The organism is Polynucleobacter necessarius (assembly GCF_900096765.1).
Classification (GTDB): domain Bacteria; phylum Pseudomonadota; class Gammaproteobacteria; order Burkholderiales; family Burkholderiaceae; genus Polynucleobacter; species Polynucleobacter necessarius_F.
The window spans coordinates 372,008-384,684 of record NZ_LT615228.1 but is presented as its reverse complement, the minus strand read 5'-3'; the positions used below and the strand labels follow the sequence as shown (position 1 = coordinate 384,684).

Below are 12,677 nucleotides of genomic sequence, written 5' to 3'. Positions count from 1 at the left end.
CACGTATTAATCAATATGACATTATCCTTCTTGATACTTATTTTTGCTCAGACACATATGACCGCCGAAGTGATTTCCTTCTCCCAGCCCATTTTAGAAACTACAGTCTTGGGGATACCAGCAATACCATTGATCACTGACATTTTCTTTGGAATCTTGGGGCTAATCATTATTTTGATATTTCATGGGAGCGGCATTAACCACATCATCATGCGCTTTGAGAGAAAATCAAATAAGAATTTAGAGCATGGTCAATACAACCGTGTATTTATACATTTTTATACTTCATTTTTCTTTATTGCCTTAGTACACATCTTTGAAATTCTCTTATGGAGCCTCTTCCTTTTGGGTCTTGGCCTAATGAATGACGCTGTTCAGGCCTTGTTATTTGCTGGCAGCTGCTACACCACTGTTGGCTTTGTGGCCGATACATTGCCAGCTGGCTGGAAGAGTCTTGCTTTCTTCATTGCATTTACCGGCTTATTTTCCCTGGCATGGACCACTTCAGTCATGATTGGGATGACCAATACATACAAAGCAGCCTGGAATCTCAAATACGGTCAGGATGACCTTAGCTCATCTTAATGTAGTAGCCATATACGCAGCGACTGCCACCCCGAGAGGGATCATGCGTATCGTAAATGACGCCATCGATCACTGTAGTGAGGTGCTTTGAGACTTTCACGATCAACGTTCCCTTGGGTAAGTCATTGGGTCTGAGATGCACCCGACAGCCAGCACCCACTCAAAACCGTGCGCCAGAATGTAATCATGAAAGACGTTGCGATGATTGCCATTGCGAGGTGATGAGCCCCGCTGATTTAATAAGCGGGATAATTTGTCATCTCGCTCCTGTGCATATCGTGCATTAGCCTCGCGCAGATCTTCATACACCTGCAGGTAAGGCAGATTTGCAGCAATTGCAATCGATCTGACTACGCAATCCCCTGCTCCACCTTTAAACCCAGCCTCAGCCCTTCCCCCATCATTTTGTTTCAATGGAAACACAGAGGGTGCTGAAGAAAATAGATTAAAGAAACTCAACATAGCATCGGATCAATAAAAAAATGGATTTGCTTTGTGGGCAAATCCATTTGTAGTGGCGTTAGCCAGATACTTACTTGGCTTGTGCTTTCTTAACTTCCAAGCGCCATGCATGCAAGAGCGGCTCTGTGTAACCATTAGGCTGCTCAAGACCCTTGAAAATCAAATCGCTTGCCGCTTTATAAGCGTATGAATCTTGGTAGTTTGGCATCATTGGCTTATAAAGTGGATCTCCAGCATTTTGGCCATCAACTACTTTAGCCATACGCTGCAAAGCCTCATTCACTTGATCAGCAGTAACAATGCCGTGCAATAACCAGTTGGCAATGTGCTGACTAGAGATACGCAAAGTAGCACGGTCTTCCATCAAGCCTACATTATGAATATCTGGAACCTTAGAGCAACCAACACCCTGATCAATCCAGCGAACTACATAACCCAAGATCCCCTGGCAATTGTTATCTAATTCCTGAGCAATCTCTTCTTTAGACCAGTTTAGCTTCTCAGCCACTGGAATGGTTAATAGGTCATCAACTAAAGCTTCAGCCTGGGCAGCAGTATCGAGCTTTTCCATTTCTTTTTGGAGTTCAGCAACATTTACTTGGTGGTAGTGCAAAGCATGCAAGGTTGCTGCAGTCGGTGATGGAACCCATGCGGTATTCGCACCCGCCTTTGGATGAACAATCTTTTGCTCAACCATGGCTTTCATCATGTCAGGCATTGCCCACATACCCTTACCGATTTGAGCGCGACCACGTAAACCGCAATCAAGACCAGCAAACACATTACGACGCTCATAGGCTGACAGCCACTTACTGGTCTTCATATCACCTTACGAATCATTGGGCCTGCATACATCGAGGTATGCATTTCATCGCCAGTACGATCCAAGAAGCCAGTATTAATAAAGGCAACGCGCGCACCAGCTGCAGCAATCGCCGCCTTGATGTTGGCACTCATGCGGCGCTCTTCATCCATGATGCCTAACTTCACGGTATCTGCTGGCAAGCCCAGCAACTTCTCCACACGACCAAACAATTCAGCAGCAAAAGCCACTTCTTCAGGGCTGTGCATTTTTGGCTTAACGATGTAAACAGAACCTTTGCGGGTGTTACCAATGGCTTGAGTTACAGGACGGTTGATGTCGTACAAAGCAATCAATACAGTTACAACTGCATCCAAGATACCCTCGTAAATCTCTTTGCCTTCACCAGTAATAATCGCTGGGTTTGTCATCAAGTGACCCACATTGCGTAGGAATAAGAGCGAGCGACCATGCAATGTCACAACGCCATCTTTTGCATTCACTGCACCAATTCCGGCCTTGTACTTGCGGTCAGGATTCAGAGTACGAGTAAAGGTTTTGCCGCCCTTGCTCACTTCTTCAACTAAAGTACCTTTTAAAATACCGAGCCAGTTTTCATAAGCAAGTACCTTGTCATCGCCATCCACTGCAGCAATGGAATCTTCCAAATCCAAAATCGTAGACAGCGCAGCTTCCAAAACCACATCATTGATGCCGGCAGGATCGCCAGAGCCAATTGTTTTGGTTTTATCAATCTCAATATCAATCACCATTGTTGCGAAGAAGCACTGAGCTAGGTGCAGATGCCTCACCTTGATATCCTACGAATTGCTTTTCATCAGCCAGGCCAGTAGCACTACCGTCTTTAAGCTTCACGGACAGCTTATCGCCATCTACTGTATAAGCTACCGCATCTTTGTGTGACCCCTTAGCTAGTGGTGCAGCTTGATCTAAGAAGTTGCGTGCATAGGCAACCACCTTTGCGCCACGAATGGGGTTGTATGCGCCTGTCTTAGTAGCGCCATCTTCTTCTGAGAGCACATCAGTGCCGTAAAGAGCATCATACAAAGAACCCCAACGAGCGTTTGCTGCGTTCAAAGCATAACGTGCATTTAACACTGGCACCACCAATTGAGGACCAGCTTGCAATGCCAACTCATCGACAACGTTCTGGGTCGTAAATGTTAGTCAATAGGTTAAAAATTACTCAATAAAACATTTTCCATCAATCCCTAAAAGGATGCTGAAGCAAGATGGTTTCGTCACGCTCTGGGCCTGTAGAGACCATTGCGATAGGCTTACCCGCCACCTCCTCAATACGACGCAAGAAATTTTGCGCTTCTACCGGCAATTTATCCCACTCGCGGATTCCAAAAGTGCTACCCTTCCAGCCCGGGAAATCCTCATAAATTGGCTCACAACGGGCTACTGATTCAGCACCCCTCGGCAAGACATCCAATTTCTTTCCGTCGAGGGTATAGCCAACACACAAACGAATAGTCTCTATCCCATCGAGTACGTCTAATTTGGTAATACATAGGCCAGATAAGCCGTTGATTTGAATGGAGCGCTTGAGTGCTGCGGCATCTAGCCAACCAGTTCGACGTGGACGACCAGTGACTGAACCAAACTCTTTACCAACTTCAACCAGACGCACCCCAATCGGATCTTGTTTTGCAGGGTTATCGTGGTCATACAGTTCGCTCGGGAAAGGACCTGCACCAACGCGAGTGCAATAGGCTTTGGTAATACCTAAGATGTATTGCAATGAATCAGGACCAACACCAGAACCTGCTGCTGCATTGCCCGCTACGCAGTTACTTGAAGTGACATAGGGATAAGTGCCATGATCAATATCAAGTAAAGTGCCTTGCGCACCTTCGAACAATAGGTTCTGACCAGATTGCTCAGCCGCATAGAGGGCGCTTGAGACATCCACCACCATAGGCTTAATGCGCTCTGCGTAAGACATCGCTTCAGTAAGCGTTTTCTCATAACTAACCGGCTCTGCACCATAGTAATTTGTGAGCATGAAATTGTGATATTCCAAATTCTCACGCAATTGCGCAGCAAACTTTTCTGGATAGAACAAATCCTGAACACGCAAAGCACGGCGAGCTACTTTATCTTCATAGGCTGGACCGATACCACGACCAGTGGTGCCGATCTTTGCTTCACCGCGTTTTTTCTCACGCGCATGGTCAATCGCTACGTGATAAGGAAGAATCAAAGTGGTTGCTTCGGAGATCTTCAAACGAGATTGAACATCCAGACCAGCAGCTTCAAGTTCACCAATCTCTTTGAATAGAGCCTCAGGAGAAAGCACTACGCCATTACCGATGTAGCAAATTACATCTTTATGCATGATTCCAGAAGGAATCAAACGCAAAATGGTCTTCTTGTCGCCAATAATGAGGGTGTGACCAGCATTATGTCCACCCTGAAAGCGAACAACTGCTTGAGCATGATCAGCTAACCAGTCAACTGCTTTACCTTTGCCTTCATCACCCCACTGGGTGCCAATGACAACGACGTTACGACCATGTGCTTGCTGCTTTGAAGACATATTGAAATCCAAAAAGATAATGACAAAATAATTTTAAGAGTGACTTATTCCCGCTTTACTTCTGCTTTACTTCCCAAGAGTTGCCCTGCTTGATTAACTCTCGATCACATTCATACTCGGTAGCCTCAACTAATTCCCCTGGAAGAACTTGAATCACCACTTCGCCTTTGCTACGTAAATCAGCAATAGCTCTATCTAGTGCAGCATCCTGAACCCAAGGGGCTAGAATCGCCAGCTTTTGCACACTTAACGGAGACAAGCTGGCTAGCGTTAACAAGTCTAAAGAGAAGCCTGTCGCTGGACGTGATCGACCAAAGGCCTGACCCACTTGATCATAACGACCACCCCGTGCAATCGGTTGTGGCAAGCCATCAACATACGCCGCAAACATCACGCCGCTGTGATATTGATAGCCACGCAAATCCGCCAAATCAATACTGAACTCAACACCTTTAAATTGATTGGCTGCGAAAACAACCCTTTCTAAATCAGCTAAGGCCTGATCAATTGCTGCATGATGGGGCAAAGCTTTTTTTGCTGTAGTCAACACTTCGGCACAGGGGCCATTTAATTCAGTCAAAGTTAGTAATGCTTGAGCTATTGGCGCAGGCAAACAAGCGGCCCACTGACGCAGTCGAGGACGATCCTTGCTCTGCAAAAAGCCGTACAAGGTTTCGATCGTCTCTTTATCGAGCTGATGATCTGCCAAGATGCCAGTCAAAATGCCGGCATGCGATAAATCCAGGTAAACATTTTTCAAGCCCGCAACATCAAGTGTTTTAATTAGTAAGGTGATGGCCTCAAAATCAGCCTCCCAGTTGGAGCAGCCATAAATCTCAGCGCCTAACTGCAATTGTTCGCGCGAAGAGCCGCCTACAGGCGTGCGAGCATGGGCTACAGAGCCAGCGTAGCAAAGACGGGTAACACCAGCACGATTGAGCAGATGAGCGTCAATACGAGCAACCTGTGGGGTGATATCAGCACGCAAGCCCAAGGTACGGCCAGACAACTGATCGACTAACTTGAATGTTTGTAGATTCAAATCAGAACCGGTACCCGTCAGCAAAGAGTCCAAAAATTCCAAAATCGGAGGAGCAACCAACTCGTAACCATAGGATTGATATAAATCCAAAATGGCACGACGCAAAGTCTCTACCTTACGAGCCTGTACTGGCAATACATCAGCAATATCTTCAGGAAGTAACCAACGATTCATTATCTAGACCATTCATCTATTGTTTTTTGTGAAGATACTTGAAGAACTCACCATTGGGCTCGACCACCATGATGTCTTTTTTATCTTTGAAAGCGCTGCGATAGGCTTCTAAGCTCTGATAGAACTGAGCAAAATTTAGGTCGCGACCAAACGCCTCAGCATATAGAGCAGCAGCTTTTGCATCTCCAGCCCCTTTAATCTTTTGCGCTTCACGATAAGCCTCAGCCAAAATAGTATCGCGTTGACGTTCAGCATTCGCACGAATCTTGTCTGATTCTGCTGCCCCTGTAGAGCGTAACTCATTGGCCACCCGCTTACGCTCTGCTTCCATGCGACGATACACAGAGTCACTAATTTCCGCTAAAAGATCAACCCGTTTGAGGCGAACATCTACAATCTCAACGCCGATATCAGAGGCATCATCAGCCACCTTCTTGCGAATACCTTGCATGACCTCTTCGCGCTGATCAGAAATCAACTCACGAACAGTACGCTTGGTAAATTCTTCATTTAATGCAGAACGAACCAGCTGGGTCAATCGGTCTTGCGCTAAGCGCTCATCTCCTTTAAAGCTAATGAAGAATTTGCGTGGGTCAACAATACGCCACTTGACGTAAGAGTCCACCAAGAGATTTTTCTTTTCAGCGGTAATAAAGCGCTCAGCTTCTGGGTTATCAATCGTCAAAATGCGGCGATCAAAGAAGCGTACATTTTCAAATGGAGCAGGCCATTTCACTTGCAGGCCAGGCTTCTCAATCACGCGCACAATCTGCCCGAATGAAAAGACCACTGCAAACTTGCGTTGATCGACAATAAAAATGCTCGATGACAGCACATACATTAATGCAATGAAAGCAATACCGGCGGCAATCAGGCGATTAGCATTCATTATCGAGAATCCCGATCACGGCTACGCAGCGCATCGCGTTTATCGGATGCCTTTTCATTGGTGGTATTAACTGCTGACGTAGCAGTAGGCACCGCGCAGGAGCAGAAGAGCTTACTGAACCCGCGCTCACAGAGCCTGTTGTTGTGGCATTGGTTTGATTGCTTTGAGTACTTTGTTGCGTGCCTTGCGTGCTTACTTGAGCACTCTCCGCACTAACTTGCGCCACAATCTTGTCGAGAGGTAAATACAGCAGACTATTGCTCTTATTGGTGTCGACCAAAACCTTGGTGACGTTGGAATACATCTCGCGCATAGTGTCGTTGTACATACGGTCGCGCATAGCCTGAGGGGCCTTAGCGTATTCGACAAAAATTTGTTTAAAGCGCGCGGCATCACCTTCAGCCGTAGCCACCACACGCGCCTTGTAACCCTCTGCCTCTTGGATCAAGCGAGCAGCAGTACCCTTCGCGCGCGGGATGATGTCATTAGCATAGGCCTCCCCCTCACTCTTCAAGCGCTCTTGATCTTGACCGGCTTTAACAGCATCATCAAACGCAGCCTGCACTTGTTCTGGTGGCTGGACGTTTTGCACGGTAACACTCGTCACATAGATGCCTGCCTTATAGCTATCCAGAATTTTTTGGATTGAAGCAGCTAAGTCGACGCCAATTTTCTCGCGCCCTTCATATAAAACCGTATCCATCTTGCTGCGCGCAACAATTTCACGAACGGCAGTTTCTGCAGCTTGCACCACGGCTGTATCGGGATCGCGATTATTAAATAAATAATCAGTCGGATCTTTTAAACGGTACTGAACAGCAAAACGTACATCAATAATGTTTTCATCTTCAGTCAACATCAATGAATCTTTTTGATTGGTTGCCTTAATTAACACAGGACGACCCACCTCAACAGAGCGCACTCCAGAAAGATTGACGGTCTCCTCTGTTTGAATAGGCCAAGGCAAGTGCCAATTGATGCCGGGCTTAGCGGTGTAGTCATACTTACCAAAAGTTAGAACGACGCCAGGCCTGTCCTTCTTGAATAATAAAAAAGCCACTGCATACCCAAATAAAGCAGACGATTGCCGCAGCAGCCAATGGACCACTCTTTGGACCTAAGGGATTGTTAAAGTTCAAACTCGGCCCAGACGAGCCGCCTTGATTACCGCCGCCATTGTTGCGTTGCGATGGCGGAGGAATATCACTGCTATTGGATCTGCTTGCATTAGCGTTTGCGCTAGAGCCAACCCCAGGCTTCTTCTTGCCATCAAAGAGCCCTGCAATTCTGTCATTAAAGTCGCGCCAAAGCTCATCCAAATCTGGAGGTCCATCAGGCTTGTTCGGTTGACTGCCTGGCTGAGTTACCGGCGGCTTATTTGACTCGCCCGCTGGTGGATCTATTTTTGGAACTTGCTCATTTCCCTGCCCATCTTTGGCATCTTTCGATCCCCCGTTGTGGCTGTTACCCCAACCTGGATCATTGACCGAAAACAGGTCTGAAAATTTACGCGTCATTAGAGAAATAGCTTCTGTTTGGAATCGGATTAAATTCGGATGACTCTGGTCGTTCTGATAAAGGGGCTAAAAACTCATCCGGGGCCATTTGTGACTTGGCACGGTTGCGTTCACTCCTCATTTTATCAGTCATTTGAGAGCATTCAGCTAGAGCACCCCTAAGCGAATCAAGGCCTAAGCCTGTTTGGGCCGATAGGAAAACCTGACTCGGAAAGCCTTGCCCATCCCGCTCCAAAATAGCCCCACGGGTGAAGGTTTGAGGCATTAAATCAATCTTATTCATGACCTCAATTCGGGGGGGATGTCATCGGCCCCAATTTCCTCTAAAACGGCCTCTACTTCGGCTTTTTGCTCCTGTGCAACCGGACTACAGGCGTCGATCACATGCAAAATCAGGTCGGCATGAATAGTTTCATCCAAAGTAGCTCTAAAAGCCTCAACCAACTGGTGGGGCAAATCGCGGATAAACCCAACCGTATCAGAGACCACAATAGAGCCGACTCCCTCCAGATGCACCCTTCTAGAAGTGGTATCTAGGGTAGCAAAGAGCTGATCAGCAGCATAAGTCCCTGCTTTAGTGAGGGCATTAACTAAGTGACTCCATGCACGCACTAAGCGAGACATGCGGTAACGCACTTGAGCTAATTCTACTTGCGTCTTACCAATATGACTTTGCGCTCTTTGACTAAAGATATCTAGAATCAAACCCGTACGGTCCCATGACATGTCGACCGATATGACGCTCTAGGTTGCGTTGTTGGGTTGGGGAAAGTGGATGATTGAAGATAGCAAGTTCAGCGTCTTGGTCTTCCATTACCCGTTTAAGCTCGTTGGCCTTTCCAGAGCCAATGAATAAAGCTGGATCTGTACGGCCTTTGCGGGCAATCACACTAGCTGTGGGTATAGAGCCAGCACTGTCAGCCAAGAGACTGGGTTCAGCCATGCTATCTGCAAAATCTTCGCGTCCAGTATCAACCCCAACTAGGACAGCGCGTGCCGCATCTACTCCAGTTTTATACAGAATTACCTTCTTCTACACGGAAATCAATTGCACGAGCAGGAACAATCGTGGAAATGGCATGTTTGTAAACCATCTGCGTCACTGTGTTGCGCAAGAGCACCACATATTGATCAAACGATTCAATATTGCCTTGCAGCTTAATACCATTGACGAGATAGATTGAAACAGGAATATGCTCTTTGCGTAAGGCATTGAGAAATGGATCCTGAAGTAATTGGATTTTGTTGTTATTCATACTGCTCCTGACTTATTTTTTAATTATTTGAGTTTTATTTTTTGGAGTCTTAATTCATTAGCTTTATTTGCTTCTTTTGCTTGAGCTGCATCTTTTTGCTACCGGTTAAAAACTAGTCCATCAAGTTTCTATATTGGGCTAAATTTTATAAAAATCAAGCCCTTATTCAAACTCAGGGTAAAAGCTTATCTCAAAACTAACGCTTTTTACCCTTTTTGCCCTTATCAGCATCCACATAGGGGTTTTTGGCGGTATTCATCTGAATCCGCAAAGGAGTCCCGCGTAATTTAAAGGCATCCCTAAAACGACCCTCTAGGTAACGCTTATAGCTATCTGTTACGCCGCTCAATGATGTCCCATGAATCACAACAATAGGCGGATTCATGCCCCCTTGGTGTGCATATCGCAATTTTGGACGACCCATACCGACCCGTTTTGGTTGCTGGTGCTCTACAGCCTCTTGCAAGATACGGGTTAGACGTGGGGTTGGCAATTTCGCCATAGCCGCTGCATAGGCAGCATCTACATCCTTAAAGAGCTCTTTTAAGCCTGTGCCTTTTTTGGCGGAGATGGGGTGCACGTTTGCAAAATCCAAGAAACGCAGTTTTTGCGCAATCTCTAAACGTGCCCGCTCTTTGACATAAGCATCAATACCATCCCACTTATTCACAGCAACTACCAAAGCACGCCCTGCTTCAACAATAAAGCCAGCGATATGAGCGTCTTGCTCAGAAATATCTTGCTGCGCATCAAGCATCAAGATCACTACATTGCAATCAGCAATTGCTTGCAAGGTTTTCACAACAGAAAACTTTTCAATGGCTTCAAACACTTTTCCACGACGACGCAATCCCGCGGTATCGACCAAGATATATGGCTTACCGTTGCGCTCAAAAGGGACCTCAATCGCATCGCGCGTAGTTCCTGGCATATCAAAGGCAATCACACGCTCTTCACCGATCAATTTATTGATCAAGGTAGATTTACCGACATTTGGACGCCCTACTACGGCAATCTTCATTGGACGATTTGGGTCGTTTGCCAATTCTTCTTCGTCGGGCTCAGCAATGCCTAATGAATCTAGCGCATCATCAATCAAGCCACGAACACCATCACCATGAGCAGAAGAAATTGGGAATGGCTCTCCTAGACCAAGCTCATGAAAGTCTGCAGTGACAACACCAGCTTGCATACCTTCGGTTTTATTGACAGCCAAGATCACTGGTCGGCCAGTCTTGCGCAAGAAATCGGCTATCACACGATCTTGTGGTGCCATGCCCAAACGGCCATCCACCAAGAAAATCACAATGTCAGATTCAGCAACCGCTTGTTTGGTTTGCTTAGCCATCTCAGCCACAATGCCAGTCTTGGCAACTGGCTCGAAACCACCGGTATCGACGCAAATAAAGGCGCGATCACCAATACGACCTTTGCCATAGTGACGATCCCTCGTTAAACCAGAAAAGTCTGCAACCAAGGCATCGCGCGAACGAGTCAGGCGATTAAAGAGAGTCGACTTGCCTACATTGGGCCGACCGACGATAGTGATGACTGGATTCATTTTGGACTGTACGCCGCGATTTTTCCACCTTGAGATTGAATCAAGATGAGACCACCGACTGCAATTGGTGCGGCAGAGATTGGACTGCTGTCATGACGAATACGAGCAGCAATCATCTCGCCATTGGCCTGTGAGAATGCATGAACGTATCCTTGAGCATCACCTATCAGCAGCACCCTACCAATGGCCATTGGCTCACCAAGATCGCGAAAAGTCAGTTGGGTGTTCTCCCAAACTTGAGTTCCATCTTTAGTAGCAAACGCAGTGACGTGTGACTTTTCGTTTGCCGAGAACACTAACTCAGCACTTTGGGCAGTGCCGGTGTAACTTGAGTAATCTTTAAACCACAACAGAGCACCAGTCCGCGCTTGACCACAACCGATTCGACCTTGATAAGAAACTGCACAAAGAATTTCTCCCATCATGCTGGGTTTAGCAGTCACATCATTCAGACGCTCGATCTCAGAGAAGCCTTTTGGAAATGACACTGGAGTTTCCCAAACCAAACCTCCGTTTGCAATTGCAATCATGCCAAAGCGTCCACCAGCAAAGCCCGTAACAATGACTTCATTATTAATCGGCAACATGCCGTATCCAACACGCAGCGAAAGTGCTGACTGTTGACGCTGATAAATCCACTTGCGAGCGCCAGTTTGAGTATCTAAACCCATAAAACGATTATCCAAAGTGCGAACGACCACAAGGCCTCCAGCTACCACTGGCTCACTCAAGACTTCGCTACCAACACTGACATTCCAAATCGGCTTGCCGTTGTCATCAAAGGCATAAACATTACCCTTATTCGTGATAGCTACAGTTGTACGCCCATCAGAACCGGGGCCCACAACAATTTTTTCAGGAACTTCAGCAACCCAAATTTTCTTACCTGACATTAAATCAATCTTTGCCAAATCACCGCCGTGAGAAGTAACATAGACAGCGTCACCAGCCACCGCGGGGTGAAAATTAAATGTTTCTGAAGAACCCACACTGGCTGACCATACTTCTTGTAAGTCAAACTGGTTTTTAACTGGCACTAGCTCGGCAGGCTTACGCACGCGAGAACTGCCAGAACACGCGACCAGAGCTGTCGTCAATACACTAACGGTAATGAGCGAACCTACCAGTTTTGCAACACGCTTGATTGATACCATCACTGAGCAACTCCTCCAACAGCATCCAATTTAACCTTTAAGAGACGGCGCGCCTCCTCAGGAAATTCTTTGGCTTGATCTAATTTTTTCCAAGCATCTTGATAGCTTTCTTTAGCCTGGTCATTTTTCTTCTGGGCTAGGTACCAGTCACCTCGACGCTCTAGCCATAAAGCTTCAAAGCCAGCAATCGGCTTATCTTTCAAAAACTGATCAGCTTCTGCAAAATCCCTCTCGCTACCCTGCTCAATCAATTGAGAAACCAAACGCATCTTGGCCAAAGCCAAGTACCCATCGTTAGAGGCATTCTTCGCAGCCCAGCGTAAATAATCTAATACTTTAGCGTTATCGCCTGCATCAGATGCGATGCGAGCCGCGACTAAACTGGACATTGGCGCATAAGGGGTACGCGCAAAATCTTTTTGCAAATCATCGGCAGCACGCAAGGTCTGCTCTTTATCACCCTTAGCAATAGCGCCAATCATCGTTTCATAAAGCTTAGAGGCCTCAAGCGCCTGACTATTACGCCACCATTGATATCCGCTGTAGGATGCATAGGCAAACAGAGCGACAGTGACAACACTCGTAATTAAATTACGGTATTTTTGCCAAAACGCTTTGAGTTGGTCTAATTGTTCTTGTTCTTCTAGATCTAAAGGCATGTCAATCCAA

Annotated in this window: 11 protein-coding genes and 2 pseudogenes; 1 reads left to right on the top strand and 12 read right to left on the bottom strand. The window is 46.5% G+C overall.

What is annotated here, in order from left to right; all coding sequences use genetic code 11:
- Positions 1 to 15: 15 nt before the first annotated feature.
- Positions 16 to 585 (top strand): hypothetical protein, encoded by a 570-nt coding sequence (locus DXE33_RS02030; RefSeq protein WP_231970321.1) that lies wholly within the window; start codon positions 16 to 18, stop codon positions 583 to 585.
- A gap of 102 nt (positions 586 to 687) precedes the next feature.
- Here the strand turns inward: DXE33_RS02030 and DXE33_RS02025 are convergent, their stop codons facing one another.
- The 12 genes and pseudogenes from DXE33_RS02025 to DXE33_RS01975 form a co-directional block, all read right to left on the bottom strand.
- A complete protein-coding gene (locus DXE33_RS02025) occupies positions 688 to 1,047 on the bottom strand; it encodes a hypothetical protein (RefSeq protein WP_231970320.1) in 360 nt (119 codons plus the stop codon).
- Positions 1,048 to 1,117: 70 nt separating this feature from the next.
- A pseudogene (locus DXE33_RS02020) lies at positions 1,118 to 3,028 on the bottom strand (malate synthase G); the annotation flags it as partial.
- A gap of 46 nt (positions 3,029 to 3,074) precedes the next feature.
- Complete coding sequence (locus DXE33_RS02015; protein ID WP_114638416.1) at positions 3,075 to 4,415, bottom strand: adenylosuccinate synthase; 1,341 nt, start codon at positions 4,413 to 4,415, stop codon at positions 3,075 to 3,077.
- A 55-nt stretch (positions 4,416 to 4,470) separates the two neighbouring features.
- Entirely contained in the window at positions 4,471 to 5,631 is a 1,161-nt protein-coding gene (locus DXE33_RS02010; RefSeq protein ID WP_114638415.1) for an ATP phosphoribosyltransferase regulatory subunit, read from the bottom strand.
- Between the two features lie 16 nt (positions 5,632 to 5,647).
- Complete coding sequence (gene hflC / locus DXE33_RS02005) at positions 5,648 to 6,520, bottom strand: protease modulator HflC (protein WP_114638414.1); 873 nt, start codon at positions 6,518 to 6,520, stop codon at positions 5,648 to 5,650.
- On the bottom strand, positions 6,510 to 7,580 hold the full coding sequence (gene hflK / locus DXE33_RS10650) for an FtsH protease activity modulator HflK (RefSeq protein ID WP_408634166.1): 1,071 nt from the start codon (positions 7,578 to 7,580) through the stop codon (positions 6,510 to 6,512). Before hflK ends, hflC begins: the two co-directional genes overlap by 11 nt.
- Complete coding sequence (locus tag DXE33_RS10645) at positions 7,525 to 8,037, bottom strand: hypothetical protein (protein ID WP_408634165.1); 513 nt, start codon at positions 8,035 to 8,037, stop codon at positions 7,525 to 7,527. The genes hflK and DXE33_RS10645 overlap by 56 nt, the downstream gene beginning before the upstream one ends.
- A pseudogene (locus tag DXE33_RS01995) lies at positions 8,027 to 8,980 on the bottom strand (HflX GTPase family protein). Before DXE33_RS01995 ends, DXE33_RS10645 begins: the two are co-directional and overlap by 11 nt.
- 70 nt (positions 8,981 to 9,050) lie before the next feature.
- Positions 9,051 to 9,293: an RNA chaperone Hfq gene (gene hfq, locus DXE33_RS01990; protein WP_114638413.1), complete on the bottom strand. Its 243-nt coding sequence runs from the start codon at positions 9,291 to 9,293 to the stop codon at positions 9,051 to 9,053.
- 196 nt (positions 9,294 to 9,489) lie between these two features.
- Complete coding sequence (der, locus tag DXE33_RS01985; protein WP_114638412.1) at positions 9,490 to 10,854, bottom strand: ribosome biogenesis GTPase Der; 1,365 nt, start codon at positions 10,852 to 10,854, stop codon at positions 9,490 to 9,492.
- On the bottom strand, positions 10,851 to 12,008 hold the full coding sequence (bamB, locus tag DXE33_RS01980; RefSeq protein WP_114638411.1) for an outer membrane protein assembly factor BamB: 1,158 nt from the start codon (positions 12,006 to 12,008) through the stop codon (positions 10,851 to 10,853). The genes der and bamB overlap by 4 nt, the downstream gene beginning before the upstream one ends.
- Entirely contained in the window at positions 12,008 to 12,667 is a 660-nt protein-coding gene (locus DXE33_RS01975) for a YfgM family protein (protein WP_114638410.1), read from the bottom strand. The genes bamB and DXE33_RS01975 overlap by 1 nt, the downstream gene beginning before the upstream one ends.
- Between the last annotated feature and the right edge of the window lie 10 nt (positions 12,668 to 12,677).